18 protein-coding genes and 1 pseudogene are annotated in these 20,596 nt (G+C 39.1%); 9 read left to right on the top strand and 10 right to left on the bottom strand.

Annotation, left to right across the window (positions count from 1 at the left end; all coding sequences use genetic code 11):
- Positions 1–66: 66 nt before the first annotated feature.
- The 5 genes from parC to CSB87_RS10570 form a co-directional block, all read right to left on the bottom strand.
- Positions 67–2,286, bottom strand: a complete 2,220-nt coding sequence (parC, locus tag CSB87_RS10590) for a DNA topoisomerase IV subunit A (RefSeq protein ID WP_022575129.1) — start codon at positions 2,284–2,286, stop codon at positions 67–69.
- Positions 2,287–2,439: 153 nt separating this feature from the next.
- Positions 2,440–3,759, bottom strand: coding sequence for an MFS transporter (locus CSB87_RS10585; RefSeq protein ID WP_031952155.1), 1,320 nt, complete (start codon positions 3,757–3,759; stop codon positions 2,440–2,442).
- Between the two features lie 82 nt (positions 3,760–3,841).
- Positions 3,842–4,486: a trimeric intracellular cation channel family protein gene (locus CSB87_RS10580; protein WP_002048969.1), complete on the bottom strand. Its 645-nt coding sequence runs from the start codon at positions 4,484–4,486 to the stop codon at positions 3,842–3,844.
- A gap of 45 nt (positions 4,487–4,531) precedes the next feature.
- Complete coding sequence (locus CSB87_RS10575) at positions 4,532–4,999, bottom strand: YchJ family protein (protein ID WP_016803661.1); 468 nt, start codon at positions 4,997–4,999, stop codon at positions 4,532–4,534.
- Positions 5,000–5,071: 72 nt separating this feature from the next.
- Complete coding sequence (locus CSB87_RS10570) at positions 5,072–6,664, bottom strand: TerC family protein (RefSeq protein WP_004710994.1); 1,593 nt, start codon at positions 6,662–6,664, stop codon at positions 5,072–5,074.
- A 326-nt stretch (positions 6,665–6,990) separates the two neighbouring features.
- Here CSB87_RS10570 and CSB87_RS10565 point away from each other — a divergent pair, with 326 nt between their 5' ends.
- The 5 genes from CSB87_RS10565 to CSB87_RS10545 all read left to right on the top strand — a co-directional run bounded on the left by CSB87_RS10565 (position 6,991) and on the right by CSB87_RS10545 (position 11,742).
- On the top strand, positions 6,991–7,614 hold the full coding sequence (locus tag CSB87_RS10565; RefSeq protein ID WP_001089658.1) for a TIGR00730 family Rossman fold protein: 624 nt from the start codon (positions 6,991–6,993) through the stop codon (positions 7,612–7,614).
- A gap of 168 nt (positions 7,615–7,782) precedes the next feature.
- Positions 7,783–9,174, top strand: coding sequence for a multidrug transporter subunit MdtD (mdtD, locus tag CSB87_RS10560; protein ID WP_006581192.1), 1,392 nt, complete (start codon positions 7,783–7,785; stop codon positions 9,172–9,174).
- Between the two features lie 77 nt (positions 9,175–9,251).
- Complete coding sequence (locus CSB87_RS10555; RefSeq protein ID WP_004883694.1) at positions 9,252–10,010, top strand: GH25 family lysozyme; 759 nt, start codon at positions 9,252–9,254, stop codon at positions 10,008–10,010.
- Position 10,011: 1 nt separating this feature from the next.
- A complete protein-coding gene (dinB, locus tag CSB87_RS10550; protein ID WP_004883696.1) occupies positions 10,012–11,067 on the top strand; it encodes a DNA polymerase IV in 1,056 nt (351 codons plus the stop codon).
- A gap of 321 nt (positions 11,068–11,388) precedes the next feature.
- Positions 11,389–11,742, top strand: a complete 354-nt coding sequence (locus tag CSB87_RS10545) for a RidA family protein (RefSeq protein ID WP_004711002.1) — start codon at positions 11,389–11,391, stop codon at positions 11,740–11,742.
- Positions 11,743–11,896: 154 nt separating this feature from the next.
- On the opposite strand, the gene CSB87_RS10540 is transcribed toward CSB87_RS10545, so the two are convergent.
- The 4 genes from CSB87_RS10540 to CSB87_RS10525 all read right to left on the bottom strand — a co-directional run bounded on the left by CSB87_RS10540 (position 11,897) and on the right by CSB87_RS10525 (position 17,116).
- Complete coding sequence (locus CSB87_RS10540; protein ID WP_031952152.1) at positions 11,897–12,397, bottom strand: DUF2726 domain-containing protein; 501 nt, start codon at positions 12,395–12,397, stop codon at positions 11,897–11,899.
- A gap of 314 nt (positions 12,398–12,711) precedes the next feature.
- Positions 12,712–15,090, bottom strand: a complete 2,379-nt coding sequence (locus CSB87_RS10535) for a YgiQ family radical SAM protein (RefSeq protein ID WP_031952150.1) — start codon at positions 15,088–15,090, stop codon at positions 12,712–12,714.
- Positions 15,091–15,305: 215 nt separating this feature from the next.
- Complete coding sequence (locus CSB87_RS10530; RefSeq protein WP_031952148.1) at positions 15,306–16,565, bottom strand: esterase-like activity of phytase family protein; 1,260 nt, start codon at positions 16,563–16,565, stop codon at positions 15,306–15,308.
- A gap of 146 nt (positions 16,566–16,711) precedes the next feature.
- Entirely contained in the window at positions 16,712–17,116 is a 405-nt protein-coding gene (locus tag CSB87_RS10525) for a helix-turn-helix domain-containing protein (RefSeq protein WP_004711008.1), read from the bottom strand.
- 81 nt (positions 17,117–17,197) lie between these two features.
- Between CSB87_RS10525 and CSB87_RS10520 the strand changes: the two genes are divergently transcribed.
- The 4 genes and pseudogenes from CSB87_RS10520 to CSB87_RS10505 all read left to right on the top strand — a co-directional run bounded on the left by CSB87_RS10520 (position 17,198) and on the right by CSB87_RS10505 (position 19,395).
- Positions 17,198–17,683: a DUF2938 domain-containing protein gene (locus tag CSB87_RS10520; protein ID WP_031952146.1), complete on the top strand. Its 486-nt coding sequence runs from the start codon at positions 17,198–17,200 to the stop codon at positions 17,681–17,683.
- 18 nt (positions 17,684–17,701) lie between these two features.
- Positions 17,702–18,268: pseudogene (locus CSB87_RS10515) on the top strand (flavodoxin family protein).
- A 4-nt stretch (positions 18,269–18,272) separates the two neighbouring features.
- On the top strand, positions 18,273–18,506 hold the full coding sequence (locus CSB87_RS10510; protein ID WP_025466145.1) for a DUF2798 domain-containing protein: 234 nt from the start codon (positions 18,273–18,275) through the stop codon (positions 18,504–18,506).
- A 280-nt stretch (positions 18,507–18,786) separates the two neighbouring features.
- Complete coding sequence (locus tag CSB87_RS10505; protein ID WP_079377767.1) at positions 18,787–19,395, top strand: lytic transglycosylase domain-containing protein; 609 nt, start codon at positions 18,787–18,789, stop codon at positions 19,393–19,395.
- Between the two features lie 51 nt (positions 19,396–19,446).
- On the opposite strand, the gene cysK is transcribed toward CSB87_RS10505, so the two are convergent.
- The gene (gene cysK / locus CSB87_RS10500) at positions 19,447–20,445 is read right to left on the bottom strand and encodes a cysteine synthase A (protein WP_031952144.1); all 999 of its coding nucleotides are present in this window, start codon (positions 20,443–20,445) and stop codon (positions 19,447–19,449) included.
- Positions 20,446–20,596 lie beyond the last annotated feature (151 nt).

Raw genomic sequence — 20,596 nt, 5'->3', positions numbered from 1 at the left:
ACAAGTTCAGTTCACTGCTTGAACTTGTTGCCATATATAGCGTATTTATGTTGCCAGACGCTAGCTTTATCTCTGAATCAACAGTTTATTTGCTTTTTGATATCCACGTGGTAAGAGCTGACCTTTCGAAGCACGTTTACCCATGTATTTTTGTAGATCATCACCTTTTAATTTGAGATGTTGTTGACCTGCAACCACCTGAATTATTTCATCTAAGTTCAGGGTTGTCATGGATAAAATTTGCTCTTTGGCTTCAAGTTGTATCAACTTATTACCTTTACCTTTATTTAAATTTGGCAGCTCGGCCAAATCTAAAATTAACAAACGCCCTGCTGAGCTCAGTACAGCCAAATGCGTCATGTTTTGGGCAGAAATGAGTGGTAAAGCTTTTGACTTCTCTGGTACCGTTAAGAATGTCTTACCAGCTTTCGCATTGGTATCTAATTGCTTAGTTTGAGTTTTAAAACCGTAACCTGCTGAACTTGCAGCAATCAATTCAGACTCATCATCATCTAAATAAACCTGAATAAACGATACCCCACTTGCTGGAGAAAGCTTAGAACTCAATGGATCCCCCAGGCCTCTGGCTGAAGGTAAATTACTAATCGGTAAGGCATAACTACGCCCTGTTTCATCAAGGAAATAAACTCGCTGATTGGTTTTACCGACAGCATGACTTAAATATTGGTCCCCTGCGCGGTAGTTCAGATTTTCAGCATCCACATCCGCACCTTTTGCCGCACGAACCCAACCCGCTTCAGACAACACAACTGTTACCGTTTCGGCTGGCATTAAATCCTGTTCTTTAATTTGAACCGCTTCAGCACGTGCAACAATTGGAGAACGGCGCTCATCACCGAACTTTTTAGCATCTTCTTTTAGTTCACCAATAATCAGATTTTTTAGAGATTCAGGATTTTCGAGTTGTTCACGAATAATGGCAGCTTTCGCCGAAAGCTCATCTTGTTCATGACGGATTTCCATCTCTTCAAGTTTTGCCAAATGACGTAATTTAAGCTCTAAAATTGCTTCGGCCTGTATCTCATCAATATTGAAGTGTTCCATCAACACTGGTTTAGGCTGATCTTCTTCACGAATAATACGAATAACAGTATCAATATCGAGATAAGCAATTAAAAGACCTGCCAAAATATGCAGACGCTTTTCAATCCGGTTTAAATGATACTGCAAACGGCGAGTTACCGTTTTTTTACGGATCTCAATCCATTCCAGCAAAATACGACGAATCGATTTAACTTGAGGGCGGCCATCTTCACCAATCATGTTCAAGTTGACACGATAACTCGACTCTAAATCGGTGGTCGCAAATAAGTGACTCATCACTGCTTCCGCATCAATACGGTTAGAACGCAGCACAATCACGAGTCGTGTCGGGTTTTCATGATCCGACTCATCACGCACATCAACGACCAATGGCAGCTTTTTAGCCTGCATCTGGTCAGCAATTTGAGTAATCACCTTAGAACCAGATACTTGATATGGCAGCTCAGTAATCACAATTTCATGCTTTTCAACAGAATAAACCGCTCTCATGCGGTAGCTACCACGACCAGTCGTCTGGATTTTAAGTAACTCTTCTGGCGGAGTAATAATTTCAGCTTTGGTTGGTAAGTCTGGAGCCGGAATATATTCAGCTAATTTTTCATCTGAGGTTTGTGGATTACGGATTAAGGCAATCGTTCCTTTTACCACTTCACGCAAATTATGCGGTGGAATATCGGTGGCCATACCCACAGCAATACCAGTTGTACCATTGAGAAGAATATTAGGTACACGTGCAGGTAAAGTGATCGGTTCTTTTAACGAACCATCAAAGTTATCTTGCCATTCGCTGGTGCCCTGACCTAATTCGCTCAGCAACAATTCACTATAGGCTGAGAGTTTGGCTTCGGTATAACGCATCGCAGCAAAAGACTTAGGATCATCTGGTGAACCCCAGTTCCCCTGACCTTCAATTAAAGGATAGCGGTAACTAAATGGCTGGGCCATTAAGACCATGGCTTCATAACAAGCCGAGTCACCATGTGGATGGTATTTACCCAGTACATCACCCACCGTACGCGCTGATTTTTTTGGCTTGCCACTGCTTTTTAAGCCTAGTTCGCTCATAGCATAGACAATACGGCGCTGTACAGGCTTTAAGCCATCACTGATATGCGGCAATGCACGGTCCATAATGACGTACATGGCATAATTCAAGTAAGCCTGTTCAGTAAATTCGGCTACAGAGCGGTTTTCTGTCGCATGATGCGCAAGGCTGGTCATAGTCAGCTTATCTTCCAAATCAGTCGTTATTTTAAGTGTGTATTATGCTAAGTGGGCTATGTTACAGACACAAGAGGGACTCTGTCACCTGAGCGTCAAATTGTGTCTTATCTCTCTATATTTTTAGTTACTTGCTATAAAGTTAGGCAAAAACTATAGGCCAATCGACTCTAACCTTTTACCTTGAGTCTCTTCACCTAATACCAAAATAACTAAGGCCACAGCAAGTAAAACAACAGTAAACATCATAAAAACGTGATTAAAGCCGTTTTTGGCAACCATCATATGTGTCACGACCATTGGCGCAACAATTCCACCGATACGCCCCATTGCCGATGCCCAACCCGAACCAAAGGCCCGAATGTTGGCTGGATATTGTTCTGGTGTGTAGGTATATAACACTCCCCATGCACCCAAATTAAAGAATGACATGAGACAGCCCCAAAACATAATGCTATTTACACTGTCGGCTTGTCCAAAGAAATATGCTGACAAGGCACAAAAACCGATAAATGCAGCAAGTGTGATTTTTCGACCTAAACGTTCGACAAACCAAGCGGCCGCCAAGTAGCCTGGTAACTGCGCCAAAATCATAAGCAATACATATTCAAATGATTTGACAATGTCGTAGCCTTGTTTCACCAATAAACTCGGCAACCACGTAAAAATACCGTAGTAGGAATAAACAATACCAAACCAAATTAGCCAGAGCATTAAACTTCTTCGAGCAAATTGGCCACTCCAGAGCTGTTTAAATGAAACTTTTTGTCGCATGGCTACAGGTACGACTTCAATATGGTGAACAATTTGCACACCTGCTTTAGCTTCTAGTTTTTGTACAAGTACATGCGCTTCTTCAATACGACCACGGTTAATCAAATACGGTATCGATTCAGGGACTTTTTTCCAAATCACTAAAATATAAATAAGTGGAAGACCGCCCACAAGAAAGGCAATATGCCAGCCAAATTTAGGAATAATAAAATAAGAAATAAGTGCTGCGACTAGCCAGCCTAATCCCCAAAAGCTTTCAAGCAGAACAATAAACCGTCCACGAACATGAGCAGGAACATATTCACTGACCAATGTAACTGCTACAGGTAACTGTCCACCTAGCCCTAGTCCCACAATAAAACGAAAAATTAATAGCCACTTGAGATCTGGAGCAAAAGCACATAAGGCAGTCGCAATACTATAGATGGCCATAGTCATCGCAAATACAGTTTTTCGGCCAAAACGATCTGCCAAGGCACCAGAACAAACTGCACCTATGGCCATTCCCACAAAGCCAATACTGACAATCCAGCCACTTTCAACTGGCGTTAATGACCAGTCTTTAACAAGGGTCGTCATAATAAAAGCGATAATACCGGTATCCATCGCATCAAACATCCAACCTAAGCCCACTACCCATAAAAGCGTGTAGTGAAATTTGCCAATTGGAAGATTTTGTATACGTGAAACCAGATCCATAGGAACAACTCTACTGGAAAGAATAAGTGGACAAGACCATATATAGAATTGTTATATCATGCCCACATGAAGTTCTGCATGATTAATGTTCGTCGGTTGAAGAAGCCGACTCTGCATCATCATCTTTATAAATAAATTTAGGCATTTCCAAACCAAAATAAATGGCAATTAAACGAAGCGTAAAACCAAATACCAAGGTTGAAATAACAGTAAGTTCTAGACTTAAACCTAAGTCTAGACAGACCCAATAGCAAATAACGGCAACAAAAGAAATACTTGCATAGAGCTCACGGCGGAAAACAAACGGGACATCGTTACATAAGATGTCACGTAAAATACCGCCAGATACTCCCGTTAAAACGCCTGCTACAGCCGACACGACAAAGCCATGTCCCATTTGTAAGGCAATTTGGCAACCAATAATGGTAAATCCAATCAAACCTAAAGCATCGAGCACTAAGAAAATGTTATGTAAATGGCGCATCCACTTGGCAATGATGATGGTAACAAAGGCAGCACAACACGTTAAAACTAAGTATTCAGGATGCTTTACCCACGTTAAGGGATAGTGCCCAAGTAGTACATCACGTACAGAACCACCACCCAAGGCCGTTACACAGGCAATCAGTACGACACCGAACCAGTCCATACTCCGTCGCCCAGCAGACAATGCACCAGTCATGGCTTCAGCAGTAATTGCAATAATATAAATAACGGTGAGTAACATTGCCCTTTCCTTCAGGCCAAACGGTGGGCGTATTTTAAGATAAAGTTATAGGAATTGTGCACAGCATTGCTTAAATTTTTTTCCTGAACCGCATATACACGGCTGTTTCATGGTGACCTGCATATCGACTGTTGGATCAAGGAAAAACCATTGCTGCTGGTGATATACAAAATGTGAAACTTCATGATGGATTTGAGCACTTTTTCCATCATGATAATGAGCCTTGAACTCCACCTGTGCATGGGTCTTATCCAACTTTTCTTTGGCTTGGATGACTTCCAAACCGAGCCATTGATTTTGTTTACTCCAATCTGCAATCGCCTCTTTATCAAGAGCAGCTTGTTGACCTAATGCTGTTGTTTGAACAATATAATCGATTTGCTGTAATGCAAATGCACTATACCGTGAACGCATAAGCTGCTCCGCCGTGAGAGCTTTCGCTGTGCCTAAATGTAAAGGCTCACAACATTCTGAATAGCTGCCTTTTCCACATGGACAAGTGTGTTGAGTCATTCTGTGTTTCTCAAATAAAAAAATAGCTCAGAGTTGAGCTATTTTATGATGTTTCTAGACTTAAAATGTCATTTAATCTTTTGATTCATCTTGTTCAATAGAAACAATATGAACTTTCTCGATTTTATGGCCTTCCATGGTTACAACTTCAAAGCGATAACCATCCGCTTCAACAGTTTCACCATTTTCAGGTAAGCGACCTAAATGGAATAACAAATAACCCGATAAAGTAGAATACTGTTCACTTTCATCTACCAAATCACGACCGAGTAAAAGCGATACATGGCGAATATCGGTTGAACCTTCAAGTATTAACGAACCATCTTCTAAGCTTTCAGCTGCTGCATCTAGCTCATCTTCATCAGGGAACTCACCCGCAATTGCTTCTAAAATATCAATTGGTGTCGCAATACCTTCAATTGAACCATATTCATTTAGAACAATCGCCATTTGCAAAGGAGCCTGACGTAATTGTTCCATCACCATAAGCACTTGAGCATTTTCATGCACAATGACTGGCTCACGTAAGTACTTTTGAAAATCAACAACACCTGTTTCAATGAAGCCATTTAGAACTTTATGCGTAAGCGCGATACCTTCAATATTATCAAGTTCACCACGAGCAACAATTAAACGTGAATGTGTCATCGACATTAAGCGTTCTTTCAAAACTTCTGGTTCATCATCTAAGTCAATCCATTCAAGCTCAGGTCGTGGAGTCATCACCGACTTTACTGGGCGTTCAGATAACCCAAGTACGCCTTGTACAAGCACACTATGGTAAGCACCATTTTCTTCATCAAAGACTTCATCGGCAAAAGCTTGAGTAGCCAATACATCTTCTTTATCAGCCGTTTGGGCATCTGAAGTAGAACCGCTATTTTTACTGCCTAACATACGTAAAACCGCAGAAGCTGTGCGATAACGTAAATCTGTAGTCGTCACTAGCTTTTCTTGATTGCGACGCATGGTTTGGTTGATCATTTCGACTAAAATCGAGAAACCAATCGCAGCATATAAGTAACCCTTCGGAATATGGAAACCAAAACCTTCCACCACCAACGAGAAACCAATCATCATTAAGAAGCCAAGACACAGAATAACGACTGTTGGGTGCTTATTTACAAAGTCCATGAGTGGTCTTGAAGCCCACAGCATAATACCCACAGCAATCACAACAGCAACCATCATGATTGAAAGCTCTTTGACCATACCTACAGCAGTAATTACGCTGTCTAGTGAGAATACGGCATCAAGCACTACAATCTGGACAATCACCATCCAGAACGCAGCATGAACTGGATTATCTTCTTTATGAAGCTGTTTACCTTCCATGCGCTCATGCAATTCCATGGTGCCTTTAAATAACAAGAACACACCACCGAATAACAAGATCAAATCACGGCCAGAGAATGGATGGTCAAAAATATGGAAAAGTGGTTGGGTGAGTGTCACAACCCAAGCAATTGAAGCTAACAGAATAAGACGCATTCCCAAAGCGAGTATTAAACCCACTATACGTGCCTTAGTACGTTGTTCTGGCGGTAACTTTTCAGCCAAAATAGCAATAAAGACGAGGTTATCGATCCCTAGTACGATTTCAAGAACAATTAATGTAGCTAAGCCTACCCAAGCAGACGGATCAGACATCCATTCAAAGATCATTGATCCTGCTCCTGTGCTGGGTGGATTTTATCTTTATTGGGCAACACAACAGGCGTGCCTAGACAAAGGGGGAATAATGTTTTTTTAGGACAAGAAATTAAAACGGAGCGACTACAACCACTACCCATATTTGTTCATATGTTGTTAAACGAATTTTCAGTATAGGCAAGATTTAACATAAATTCATCATTTTTATTTGATCATTATATGTATTCACCAAACCCATACAAAACATGAATCTTTCCTATAAAACTGCTTATAAAGTTGTCATATTTTTTGCTTACTGTAGACAAGAAATATGAACGTGATAAGGTGAAAATAAAGCAATGAATAGCGTATTAACAATGGCAGTAAATGATTCACCAATAACATCTGTAAAAACAACACAACCTCTTATTGCATTATATTGTGGCTCACGAGCAGGAAATAACCCGATTTATCGCGAAAAGGCAATTGAGTTAGCCAGCGGAATTGCTGAACAAGGTTTTGGTTTGGTCTACGGCGGTGCCAGCATTGGTCTAATGGGACAAGTTGCAGAAAGCGTACTTGCGCATGGTGGAGAAGCTGTAGGTGTCATTCCTGAATTTATGCTTGATTATGAAGTGGCTCATGCAGGATTGACCGAACTGCATGTGGTCGAAACCATGCATGAACGTAAAGCCATGATGGCAGAGCGTGCGAGTGCTTTTATCGCACTACCTGGTGGTTTGGGAACATTCGAAGAAATTTTGGAAATTGCGACGTGGGGTCAACTCAATCAGCATCAAAAACCTATGATTTTATATAACGTAAATGGTTTTTATAATGCATTAATTGCTCAGTTAGACCATGCTGTACAAGAAGGCTTCCTCCCTCTTCAGCATCGAGCTAAATTAATTGTATGTGAAGAAATCGATCAAATTTATAACGTCATTAAAAATTTAAAAATGCCAAAAAGATTTGTTGTGTAAACTCTCCTATCTCAATAAAAAAGCGGTTCTTCCGCTTTTTTTGTTTTAACTATTTTCACGATTGCCTTCAAAAGCAATTAGATTTAGTAAAGGGGTACTCAACATTGCCTTACTCTTTTTACTTTCAATTTGTTTTACACTAAGCGAAAACGTTAATTTTCAAATGTTATGAATGCCACGCCGACTCATCAAGCTTTGCAACCTGAATATCGCCTATTGGTTCTTTTGGTTTCCATTGGCTTTTTTATGCAGGCATTAGATACAACAATTGTAAATACAGCTATTCCTGCAATGGCACATCATTTAAATGAAGATCCATTACGTATGCATAGCGTGGTGGTAGCTTATGTTTTATCTGTGGCGGCCTGTATTCCTTTAAGTGGATGGTTGGCCGACCGCTTTGGTGTTAGAAATACGTTTTTATCAGCAATTGTTATTTTTACGCTTGCATCTTTAGGTTGTGGTCTTTCTCAAAGCCTTAATGAACTTCTATTTTTCCGTGTCATTCAGGGCGTTGGGGGGGCATTATTACTCCCCGTTGGTCGTTTATCACTTTTAAAAATTATTCCCCGAACTCAGTTCCTAGCTGCCATGAGTCTTATGAGTCTGGCAGGTTTACTTGGCCCTTTAGCAGGTCCCACACTCGGAGGCTGGCTCGTTGAAGTGGCAACATGGCACTGGATTTTTCTTATTAATATTCCAATGGGTATACTCGGTATATTAATGACATTAAAAGTCATGCCAAATGTAAAAGAGCCTACAGTAAAATCCTTTGATCTTATTGGTTTTGTGCTCTTAGTCGTTGCAATGATTGGCTGGTCTTTAGGTATTGAACATATTGCCTCGCCTGAATACTCCAAATGGTTCAGTATTTCACTGTTAGTGGTAGGAGTAATAGCAACGCTTTGGTATGCCTATCATTCACATACACATCAAAATGCATTATTCCGTAGCCGTCTCTTTAGAAATAAAATTTATGCGATTGGTATTTTAGGTAATTTCTTCGCCCGCTTTGGTGGTAATGCCCTACCTTTTGTTTTACCACTCATGCTACAGGTCGCTTTTGGTTTTGAGCCATTCATTGCGGGATTAATGATGATTCCGCTAGTGTTAGGCTCGCTTTTCTCCAAGCCGATTGTTAGACCGATCATTCAGAAACTGGGTTATCGTCGTTTTCTGTTAATTAACACAACTTTAGTGGGACTATGTATTGCGTCTTTTGCAATTATGACTGTCGACACCCCAACTTGGTTTAGAGCTTTACACTTCTTCTTATTTGGTACATTAAACTCATTACAATTCGTAGGAATGAATACGCTCACCTTAAAAGATTTGCCTCAGCAAGATGCGAGTAGTGGGAATAGTTTCTTATCAATGATTATGATGCTTTCAATGAGTATTGGTGTTGCGCTAGCAGGTACACTCATCAATGTATTTACCAATTACTATGGTACAGCCCATGTAACAACAGCGTTCCATGTCACTCTTATTTGTTTAGGGTGTATTAATGTCATTACTGCGCTTATCTTTTGGCAAATTCCAAAAAATACGCCTGTGTAAGCAGTTGCATTTTTAGCATGGTTTATATTTCTTAAATCACGCTATGATGTGGGCTTCATATCAATACAGAGTTTTGCATGACCAAGCTGGCAAAAACCTTTTCTGCACCACGCTACAATACCCTAATTGGGATTGTTTTAGCTTGTGTTATGGGGGTTCTGACTTACTTCGGTCTGTTCTACCAACAAAAAGCAATCGCTCAAGATTACCCTGTTCAAGGCTTTGATATTTCTCATCATCAAGACGATATCAACTGGAAAAAAATATCCCAAAAAAAATTCCAATTTGTTTATTTAAAAGCAACTGAAGGCGGTGATTATAAAGACCCAAAATTTCAAGAAAACTGGCTAAAAGCACGCGAACATGGATTTCATGTCGGGGCTTATCATTTTTATCGTTTATGCCGTGATGGTAAAACACAAGCTGAAAATTTTATTGCCACTGTGCCCAACAAGACCGATGCCCTTCCCCCTGTTATTGATTTGGAATATGACGGCAACTGTATTAATGCGCACACCAAAGAACAACTACTTAAAGAAATAGGCATCATGCATGACCGCTTAAAACAGCATTATGGTAAACAGCCTATCTTTTATATTTCCAAAACTTTTTACCACATTGTATTAATAGGTAGTTTCCCTAATACACCTCTGTGGGTCAGAGATTACGAAGGAAAACCTGAGCTTAAAGACAAAAGAAAATGGCTCTTTTGGCAACATAGTAATCAAGGTAAAATTGAAGGTATGACCAAGCCAGTAGACTTAAATGTTTATGAGGGTTCAGTCAAAGAATGGCACCAATTTTTACAGCAGCAAGGCATCGTGAAAGCACAATAATATGCGCAAAATCATTCATATCGATATGGATGCCTTTTATGCATCGGTCGAATTGCGAGAACGTCCTGATCTAAAGCATCTGCCCGTCGTTATATCTTCACATCATCCGCGCGCTGTTATTGCGGCAGCTTCTTATCCTGCTCGTGAGTTCGGTTTACGCTCTGCTATGTCTATGAGCCAAGCAAGAAAACTATGTCCTCACGTTGTTATTATTGAACCTAATTTTGAAAAATATCGTGCTATCTCGGCTCAAATTCATAGTATTTTTCAACAATACACCACTCTTATTGAACCTTTATCTTTAGATGAAGCCTACCTCGATGTTACTGAAAATTTAAAACAAATCGCGAGTGCAACCGAAGTGGCCATGCATATTCGGGAAGATATTTTTAGGCTAACAGGACTAACAGCTTCAGCTGGTGTAGCACCCAATAAATTCTTGGCAAAAGTCGCATCTGACTGGAATAAACCGAATGGCCTTTTTGTTATAAAACCCTCTCAGGTGGCCAGTTTCATTCAGGACTTACCCTTAAAAAAAATTCCGGGGGTCGGTAAAGTTACCCAAGAAAAACTCCAACAGCTTGAGTTACATACGCTGGGTGACTTACAAAAAATTGAAGAAGCTGTTTTGGTTCACCACTTTGGTAAATATGGGCAACAGCTTTATTTATATGCCCAAGGCATCGACAACCGCCCTGTTCAAGCTGAACGTGCTCGTCAGCAAATTTCAAAAGAAACCACATTTGATAGTGACTTTACTTTAGCCCAGTGCCAACCCTACTGGCATGGCCTAGCCGAAAAAGTCTGGCAAAGCTTAGAGAAAAAGCAACTTAATGCTCGTGGTGTAAATATTAAGCTCAAACTTAAGAATTTCCAGACTTTGCAACACAGTAAAAGTTTTAAGAACCCAATTCATTCTCAACAAGACCTCATTCAAGTTCTATTCTTACTTTTAAATGAGATGCATATTCCTGAAAACTTCCAATTTCGGCTGATTGGTATTGGAGTTTATCAATTACAGACCAAAGCTGACGACTTTCAGTTGTCATTATGGTAAGTGTTGTTTTTTTATACAAAAGAACAACTTTTAAACAAAATCTATTCCCTTTTGCTCAAAGTTTGAAGTAATCTAATCAGCGCATATTCATTACCCATGTATTTGCAACATGTCAAAAACAACCTTTATTTTTGGCATATCGTCCTGTGATTGGCGCGACGACCAAATCCGAATATTACAGGGCACTTAAAATACATGGAGCTTGCCCATCCTTATAAATCACAACAATAATCTACCCAAATTCTTTTGCACTTGCTTGCACCTGCCTACTAACTCTTCATAAAATCGAACTATTCCATAAAGAAACTTTAGAGCATTTTTATGACGGTAAAACGCTTACACGTGACTTCAAGATATTGTGAAGTGGCGATTTCGGGTAATTTGGTTCATTTAGCAGGACAGCTCGCTGATGATACCAGTGTGGACATTACAGCGCAGACCCAACAAACTTTAGACAATATTGATCGCTTACTTGCTGAAGCTGGTACGGACAAGAGTCATATTCTTTCTGTCATGATTTTTCTAAAAGATATTGAAACGGATTATGCGGCTATGAATGCTGTATGGGATGCATGGATTAGCAAAGAGCATCCGCCTGCTCGTACTTGTGTGGAGTCTAAACTTTATGCACCTGATGTACTGGTAGAAATGACTGTCGTTGCAGTACTTCCTTAATTCTCTTTGATTTTAATTAATAAAAAAACTGAGCAATATTGATTAAGATAGTGCTCAGTTTTTTATGTTTTTAGAAATTTTAATTTCAGCATTTTATTCAAATCTTCTTTAATGAGCCCTAAAATTAAATTGCTATAACACCTAGTTATAACTTTTAAGACTTCACGAAAGCATTTGAAATTCTCTCTAACTGAGGTGTGGCAGTTAAAGTTGCCATCTCAGATTCAGGAGTTAATAAATCTCTTCTTAAGTCATGATAATCAGGCACACTGCTATAACGAAGTACACGATACCCTGCAAGTTGTAATAAACGGCGCTCATATTGCTGATGTGCTCGACGTAGCCCATTTTCCTCAAGCATAACCACCACAAAAACCTGATAATTTTGATCAAGTACAACAAAGTCAGCCGTCATATTCTGATATTTGCGGCGAGTATGAGCATATTTAGTCGTTAATAAGGCATCAAATGAAACATGAGCTAATACAGTAAATTTAGGCAATACTGTTTGTAAGCGGGTTAGTGTCATTTGTTCATGACTACTTAACACGGCGCGACGCTTTAAAGCACTGTCTTGCTGGTGCTTTCTTGAGAGACTTTTCACTGCCATCACGACAGTCAAAAAGAGTAATAAGATCGTAATTAAATAGTACATGGGTCCAATCCTTTAAGTTTTTATAATGATTTTGCTAGATCACGCTTTGTTTTAATTGATAACGACATAGCCGTTTTTTTAAAAGGTTCACTTAGTAATTTCACTTGTAGTTATCAAGCTTGGCTTAAATTTAGCCACCCTCACATTATTTATAATCATAGAGTCAGCAACAATCAAGTGCAGTTCGTCAGATTTTTAGAATTTATCATTTTTCATTACATTTTTTAGGTTAAAAATTCTCAAAAATCTCACTATACGATTTAAATCCCCTCTTCAAAAATAAAAAAGGCTCTGTTTAAGAGCCTTTTTTATCATTATCCACGAGCTTTGGATTTTGGTTTACTTTTGCCACCAAATGGTCTCTTCTCACCTGTTTCACGAGGAGGTAAACCCGTATGTTGAGTAAGTACCTGACCTTTTTGTGGACGCTTGTGATTTGAATGATTATTCGTTTGCTGGTTATTTCGTTTAACTGAGTCACCTGCTGTAGACGAATTTTTCTTACGGGCAGATTTATATTCCCCTTCAGTACCTTTTGGCTGATAAGTCGGAATTAAATGCTGCTTTGAATTACCAATTAAATCGGCACGGCCCATTTCTTTTAAGGCTTCACGAAGTAATGGCCAGTTATTTGGATCATGGTAACGTAAGAATGCTTTATGCAAACGACGACGTTTTTCACCTTTTACAATATCAACTTTTTCAGTATAGCGAGCGACTTTAGCAAGCGGGTTTTTACCCGAATAATACATCGTTGTTGCAGTTGCCATTGGTGAAGGATAGAAAGTCTGTACCTGATCGGCACGGAAACCATTCTTTTTCAACCAAATAGCAAGGTGCATCATGTCATAATCTGAAGTACCCGGATGCGCAGCAATAAAGTAAGGAATTAGATATTGCTCTTTTCCTGCTTCTTTACTGAAACGGTCAAACATTTGTTTAAAACGATCATACGTACCAATACCCGGTTTCATCATCTTAGATAGCGGGCCTTGCTCAGTATGTTCAGGAGCAATTTTTAAATAACCACCCACGTGATGTTGTACCAACTCTTTGACATATTCAGGGTTCAATACTGCAAGGTCATAACGTAAACCTGAACCAATCAGAATCTTCTTCACACCTTTAATTGCGCGCGCTTTACGGTAAAGCTGCACTAATGGCGCATGATCGGTATGCAAGTTTTGACAAACGCCCGGATAAACGCAAGAAGGTTTACGACAGTTCTTCTCAATTTCTGGATCTTTACAGTGCAAACGGTACATGTTTGCTGTTGGACCACCTAAGTCTGAAATAATGCCGGTGAAATTTGGTGCCGTATCACGGATTTTTTCAATCTCACGTAAGATTGAATCTTCCGAACGATTTTGAATAATACGACCTTCATGTTCTGTAATTGAACAGAACGTACAACCACCAAAACAGCCACGCATAATGTTGACCGAGAATTTGATCATATCAAATGCAGGAAAACGAGCATCACCATAAGTAGGATGTGGCAACCGTGCATAAGGTAAATCAAATACATAATCCATTTCCTCAGTCGTTAAAGGAATTGGAGGTGGGTTAATCCATACATCACGTTCACCATGGCGTTGCACCAATGCACGGGCATTACCGGGATTAGTTTCAAGGTGCAAAATACGGTTTGCATGCGCGTAAAGCACTTGATCATTTGCCACTTCTTCAAAAGAAGGTAAGCGAATGACCGCCAACTCTCGTGGTGGTAATTTGTGTTTAATTGCTTTTGATTGCGCAGGCTTTAGTTGAACAATTTGAGTGTCGTCATCTAGTTTATCGCCTTCACGTACAATCGGATTTGCAACAATCTCTTTTTGGAAATTTTGATATTGAGCTAAAGAGTTACCTTTTTCTTTCTCAACCTCACAGCCATCAATATCTTCAGTCATGACATAAGGGTTAATAATTGGATCAACACGCCCAATCGTATCTACGTCATTACTGGCAATTTCAACAAATTTTGCTTTAGATGCTCTGTTATTTTTATTAATAATAAATGCTGTCCCACGAACATCAGTAATCTCGTGGATTTTTTCGCCTTTAGCCAAACGGTGCATTACGTCAATAATGGCACGCTCACCATTACCATACATAAGCATATCGGCTTTTGAGTCCATTAAAATTGAACGACGCACTTTATCTGACCAATAATCATAGTGCGCGATACGACGTAAACTGCCCTCAATCCCACCTAATAATACTGGTACCTCTGGGAAAGCTTCACGACAACGTTGGCAATATACTGTTGCAGCACGGTCAGGACGTTTATTTGGTTCATTATTTGGGGAATAAGCATCATCCGAACGGATTTTACGATCTGCCGTATAACGGTTAATCATCGAATCCATATTACCTGCGGTTACACCCCAAGCAATCGTTGGCTTACCTAAAACACGGAAGCTTTCAACGTTGGTCCAGTCGGGTTGCGCAATAATTCCGACACGGAAACCTTGTGCTTCAAGTACACGCCCAATCACACCCGATACAAATGATGGGTGGTCAATATAAGCATCACCACAGACTAAAATAAAGTCACACGCATCCCAGCCGAGTTGGTCCATTTCTTCTCGTGACATCGGCAAAAATGGCGCTGGTTCAAAACACGACGCCCAATATTTGTCGTAATCAAACAACGCTTTTGGCGCAGTTTGCATGGTATAAGCGGTAGACATGGCTTGCGAATCTCGGCTAGCAGATGAAGGAGAGACATCTAAAGATGAAAGCCGATCATTTTAACATGAATTTCATTCATTTTCCTTGTTTATAAAACATACGAAAACAATAATATAGAAATTAATTTGATTAAAGTTTATCCAATATTTTATTCTCGGAATAAATACGGCGGAATAAAATCCGCCGTAGTCTTAACACAATTTATTTATAGGCATTAGAACAAAGCTTTTGGCAAACGAATTTGAATAATCTCATTATCATCAGCCAGTTTTGCGTTACGCCCAGTCGACCCTGGGAAGTTATTGTCATTTAGTACTGTAAGCGTTGTGCCATTTTCAATAATCACATCTTCAATGGTTTCAAACGGGAAAGCAAAAACTTGTCCCGTACCAATATCCCCTGCTCTTGCTGTGCCATACAACATATTCGGGTTAGCAATTTTAATTAAATCGGCTAAATCTTCACGGCTTACTAGCTGGCCTGACTCATTCAATTTAATACGAATTAATTTTTTATATCCGCCTAAATTATTCTGAGTTGCATCACGCTCAATAATAATGCCTTCTTTATCATTAAAGAGTTGGAAATCTCCAATGTTGGTTGCCTTACTATCTAGCTGGAACCAATAATATTTTCCTGTATAGGCTTTTTTCTTAATATCGAATTGAGAAATCAGTAATTGTCTTTCCGTTTCCCGAATTGATTTAATTGGCTTTTCTATAAGAGGGTAAAGATACTGCCCATCTGGCGAAATCGCCATTCCTTCAAAACCGCCACTTTGTTGAACAAGAGGTTCTACAAAATTAATTTGTGCTTTATTAAATTGATTTTGTGGTGAACGTAATTCTTGAGTCGGATTTAATGGATTTGGTAAGGGAATCGGAGCGTCTAAAAGTACGCCATCTGCTGAGAAATGGAGTAAATATGGACCGAATTCATCTCCAATCCAGTAAGTACCATCGCTAGTCCGTTGCATTGACTCTGGGTCAAAATCAGCACCCGTTAATAAACGCTCAGGTGTATTACCATTTACGATATTAAAAGGAATTAACTTGTTTGGATCACGCAATTGAATAAAGCTTTGTACAGTAACTTGCCCTGTACCTTTGGCTTTAGTTTTAAAATCAGGTTTTAATTTATAAATACGAAGCAAAAAGTCAGAAGAATTATCTTGGGTACCAAAACCATTATCGGCCATTGCCATATAGCTACCATCTTCATTTTTTAATGCAGCCGAAAAACCTTGTACAGGCTGGCCTTTAAATGGCGGATAAATTCCATTTGCACCTTTTACATATGCACCAGAGTCTGGCCCAGCAGCATAGGTTTCTACAGGCAATTTGGCAAAAGAAATTAAAGTTGGTTCGGTAACGTTTTCTGCAGGTGAAGTTTGTTCTTGATCGTTATCATCATTACATGCCGTCAATCCTAAACTGGCACAGCATAATAATGCGACTAAAGTTTTTTTGCTCATGATTTTATACATTTGGTAAAAAATTAAGCAAATTTAATCAAGCTTATATGAAGTTTTTGCTTCAAAAAGATGAAATCTTTATGGCGAATATATGACAAACCCAACTATTCAATACAGTCACAAACTAAATAACTTCATCAAAAAAATTAAAGTTTTGTTGGCTGATATTCTCCAGCAATTGCTGCTTTCAAAAAGTTCTGAAAGGTTGGGCATTCCATATGATTTTCGGCTGGACAGACAGCTGCATGTTGTAATCCTTGACTAATAAAATGTAATCGCTTTGCCATTTGCTCTAGTTGTTCAGCTTTATTTTTTAGTTTCTGACGATCAAGATCAGGCTTACCATCTTGTCCAAACATAGTAGCGATCTCATTTAAAGAAAATCCCGCAGCACGTCCTAAAGCAATAAGTGCCAGTTGATCAAGTACCTGCTTACCATACTGCCGACGTAAACCTTGCCGCCCTATCGGTTTAATTAACCCCTTCTCTTCATAAAAACGTAGTGTAGCGGTTGTGACTTTTGCCTTCTTAGAAACTTCACCAATATCCATAACACCCTCTTGACTTCAAGTGAACTTGAACTTGCACAATAAATTTATCACGTTTCATACGTATAAAAGCAAGGTGTAAAAATGAATACCTCCACATTATTCTTTCAAGCTTTATGTCTTGGTGTTGGTGCAACAGTTATTATGGATATATGGCTGTTAATACTAAAAATATTTAAGATCCCGACTTTAAATTTTTCCTTTCTTGGACGCTGGGTAGGTTGGATAGTTCAAGGAAAACTCATCCATCAATCTATCGCTCAAAGCCCTCAAATTCAGGGTGAATATTTATTGGGCTGGATTACTCATTATAGTGTTGGGATTATCTTTGCATTGAGCTTTCTTGTCATTGTCGGCTCAGATTGGCTCATTCATCCTCAGTTTTACTCAGCACTAATATTTGGTGTAGTCACTGTTCTAATTCCCTTTTTTATTATGCAACCGGCCATGGGTAGTGGTTTTGCTTCGTCAAAAACCCCGCACCCTTTTCTGAACTGCTTAAAAAGCTTACTGAACCATAGTGTCTTTGGCTGTGGTTTATATCTCACTGCAAAAATATTTCAAATTTAGATAAAGAGGAAAATACTCATGAAAACTGTTGCCATTATTTACTATAGTCGCCAAGGACATACCCAATTTATTGCTCAGCAAATTCAAACTGGTATTTTAAGCCATCAAGATATTGAAGTAGACTTACTTAATGCTGAAGATCTTATCGAGAACCCAGAGACTCTTATCCAATATGATGGCTTAATTTGGGGATCTCCTACTTATTTAGGTGGCGTATCTTCCAAATTAAAACAACTCATGGATGCAACAGGGCCATTATAGAAAAAACAGAATTTTAAAGGAAAATTAGCAGCTGGATTTACCGTTTCTTCTCTTCCCGCGGGTGATAAACAATCGACACTAATTTCACTTTTTACCTTTTGTATGCAACACGGCATGCTCTGGGTCGGCAACCCGATTATGCCCGAGCAACATCAAGGTATTCCTTATGCTCAAGCAGCCAACCGTCTCGGTTCATGGTCAGGCTTAATGGCTCAGGCTGAACACGGCAGTAATGCCGATAGGTTTGATGAAGGAGATATTAAAACTGCTCAACAATTTGGAGAAAATTTTGCATTAACCTTGAATGCTTATCAAGGACTATAAACCCATGAAAGCACAGAAACTTTTATTCCTCTTAATTTTATCGGGAATGATGTCTTTTATCGTTTCAGGTATTTCAACTTTTAAAGTAGTAGGACTAAATCATTACTTCGTTTCATTGTGGATATCAGCTTGGATTATTGCATGGATACTGGCTTTCCCAAGTGTATTGATTTGTGCTCCTATAGCTCAGAAACTCGTTGACCTTGTATTTAAGAAAGTTAAAAAAGTACGTCTGTAAGTTAAAACGTACAAAAGTTGCGGTGATTTGCGGATATTCAGCTTTAGTATTATTTCATAATATATGAATCATAGAGAGACAGGATGTCTCATTGAAGAAGAATAAGAACGCAGGAAGCGGTAGTTGACAGGAGTTAGCTACATAAAGCTGAATACGAAGGAACCTCGACAGGATGTCGGGTTTTTTTCATTTCAATTATACAAAATTCTTACTTTTTAGATGTGCTGAGCAACAGAACTAACATTGATCCTATAAGTACGGCTAAATACCATTATTTTATTTGAAACTTCATTATTGGTTTTGTATTTTGCTTACCCCATCTTTAACCCAAAATCATTTTGAACCATCACAATTACACATCCTTGGTCTGAAATTTTTCATAATTTTCTTGATGATCATAATGACAGGATGTACAAGCTTAGGCCCTAATAGTGGCTCATTTACTTGGCGTTCAAATAAGCTATCATCTGGTTTACAAAAAGCTTATTCCGTTCCACCGAGTACAGCCAATCGATTATCTCCTATGATTATTCAAAGTGCTGACAAATATAATGTTCCTCCACTTTTACTCGCGGCAGTTATCAGACAAGAGTCGAACTATAATAGTAATGCCCGCTCTCCGACTGGAGCTGTTGGTTTAACTCAAATTATTCCAAGCTATTGGCAACAAACTTGTGCTGGTAATTTGTATGATGAATCTACAAATATCCAATGTGGTGCTTATATTTTAAATCATTACTATCAAACCGCAGATAGCTGGTTTAAAGCTACAGCTTATTATAATGTTGGGCCAACAGGATATGAGAGAAGCTTCTGGACCCGTCACAAAGCGAAAAAATATGCTCGATCTATTAAGCATCATCAAAAAAATTTAAAAAGTGCTCTATAAAAAACTTAAACAAAAGCCCATCAATGGATGGGCTTTTTTATGCGGTTAATTTTATTCGTCAAATAAACCTTCAAATAAAACAGAAGACAAATAACGCTCCCCACTGTCTGGCAGAATAACAACAATGGTTTTACCAGCATTTTCAGGACGTTCTGCAATTTTTGCAGCGGCTGCTAATGCAGCTCCACTTGAAATACCCACTAAAATACCTTCTTGAGTTGCACAGTTTCTCGCCCATTGAATTGCTTCTTCGCTAGTCACGGGTAAGACTTCATCTACAAGGTTCAAATCAAGATTCTTTGGAATAAAGTTCGCACCAATTCCCTGGATTTTATGCGGTGCAGGTGTAATGTTTTCACCATTTTTGGTTTGAGTAATAATTGGAGACTCAGCAGGTTCAACTGCTACTGAATACAAAGGTTTATTTTGAACCTGTTCAAAGTAACGAGAAATACCTGTAATCGTACCGCCAGTACCAACGCCCGCAACTAAAATATCGACCTGCCCACCTGTAGCTTGCCAAATTTCAGGACCAGTTGTGTCTACATGAATTTGTGGATTCGCTGGGTTTTCAAATTGTTGTGGCAAGAAATAAAGATCTGGCTGTTCAGTTGCTAATCGTATAGCCTCATCAACTGCACCTTTCATTCCTTTTGCGGGTTCAGTTAATACCAAATTAGCACCTAAAGCTTTTAATACTTTTCTACGCTCAAGGCTCATACTTGCAGGCATAGTTAAAGTTATTGGATATCCTTTTGCCGCAGCAACAAACGCCAATGCAATACCAGTATTACCACTGGTTGGCTCAACAATGTGCATACCTTCTTTTAATACACCACGTTTCTCTGCATCTGCAATAAGTGCCGCTCCGATGCGGCATTTCACAGAAAATGCAGGGTTACGGCTTTCCACTTTTGCTAATACGGTTGCGCCCGGTTTAATCAAACGGTTAATACGTACTAAAGGTGTATTACCAATAGCTTCGGCATTATTGGAATATACCGCGATACCTAAATTGTTGGGAGTTGGAAATTGCTGATCGGTAGACATGTTATATCCTTATTAGATTTGGAATGATTCTGAATCATTATAGGCTTGTCTAATAAACAGGAAAGTAGAAAAAGTTAAGTAATATAAAAAAATGACAGCTACATCTAAATTAGACTTAGAAAAAAATAATAAAATTATTAGACCATTCTAA

The organism is Acinetobacter sp. AR_0276 (genome assembly GCF_003000705.1).
Classification (GTDB): Bacteria; Pseudomonadota; Gammaproteobacteria; order Pseudomonadales; family Moraxellaceae; genus Acinetobacter; species Acinetobacter nosocomialis.
The sequence above is the reverse complement of the archived record's forward strand: the minus strand, read 5'-3'. Positions and strand labels throughout refer to the sequence as shown.

What these genes read in the sequence shown, in the direction of transcription:
- parC (WP_022575129.1), bottom strand. Translation starts at nt 2,286, where the DNA reads ATGACCAGCCTTGCGCATCATGCGACAGAAAACCGCTCTGTAGCCGAA.
- CSB87_RS10585 (WP_031952155.1), bottom strand. Translation starts at nt 3,759, where the DNA reads ATGGATCTGGTTTCACGTATACAAAATCTTCCAATTGGCAAATTTCAC.
- CSB87_RS10580 (WP_002048969.1), bottom strand. Translation starts at nt 4,486, where the DNA reads ATGTTACTCACCGTTATTTATATTATTGCAATTACTGCTGAAGCCATG.
- CSB87_RS10575 (WP_016803661.1), bottom strand. Translation starts at nt 4,999, where the DNA reads ATGACTCAACACACTTGTCCATGTGGAAAAGGCAGCTATTCAGAATGT.
- CSB87_RS10570 (WP_004710994.1), bottom strand. Translation starts at nt 6,664, where the DNA reads ATGATCTTTGAATGGATGTCTGATCCGTCTGCTTGGGTAGGCTTAGCT.
- CSB87_RS10565 (WP_001089658.1), top strand. Translation starts at nt 6,991, where the DNA reads ATGAATAGCGTATTAACAATGGCAGTAAATGATTCACCAATAACATCT.
- mdtD (WP_006581192.1), top strand. Translation starts at nt 7,783, where the DNA reads ATGAATGCCACGCCGACTCATCAAGCTTTGCAACCTGAATATCGCCTA.
- CSB87_RS10555 (WP_004883694.1), top strand. Translation starts at nt 9,252, where the DNA reads ATGACCAAGCTGGCAAAAACCTTTTCTGCACCACGCTACAATACCCTA.
- dinB (WP_004883696.1), top strand. Translation starts at nt 10,012, where the DNA reads ATGCGCAAAATCATTCATATCGATATGGATGCCTTTTATGCATCGGTC.
- CSB87_RS10545 (WP_004711002.1), top strand. Translation starts at nt 11,389, where the DNA reads ATGACGGTAAAACGCTTACACGTGACTTCAAGATATTGTGAAGTGGCG.
- CSB87_RS10540 (WP_031952152.1), bottom strand. Translation starts at nt 12,397, where the DNA reads ATGTACTATTTAATTACGATCTTATTACTCTTTTTGACTGTCGTGATG.
- CSB87_RS10535 (WP_031952150.1), bottom strand. Translation starts at nt 15,090, where the DNA reads ATGTCTACCGCTTATACCATGCAAACTGCGCCAAAAGCGTTGTTTGAT.
- CSB87_RS10530 (WP_031952148.1), bottom strand. Translation starts at nt 16,565, where the DNA reads ATGAGCAAAAAAACTTTAGTCGCATTATTATGCTGTGCCAGTTTAGGA.
- CSB87_RS10525 (WP_004711008.1), bottom strand. Translation starts at nt 17,116, where the DNA reads ATGGATATTGGTGAAGTTTCTAAGAAGGCAAAAGTCACAACCGCTACA.
- CSB87_RS10520 (WP_031952146.1), top strand. Translation starts at nt 17,198, where the DNA reads ATGAATACCTCCACATTATTCTTTCAAGCTTTATGTCTTGGTGTTGGT.
- CSB87_RS10510 (WP_025466145.1), top strand. Translation starts at nt 18,273, where the DNA reads ATGAAAGCACAGAAACTTTTATTCCTCTTAATTTTATCGGGAATGATG.
- cysK (WP_031952144.1), bottom strand. Translation starts at nt 20,445, where the DNA reads ATGTCTACCGATCAGCAATTTCCAACTCCCAACAATTTAGGTATCGCG.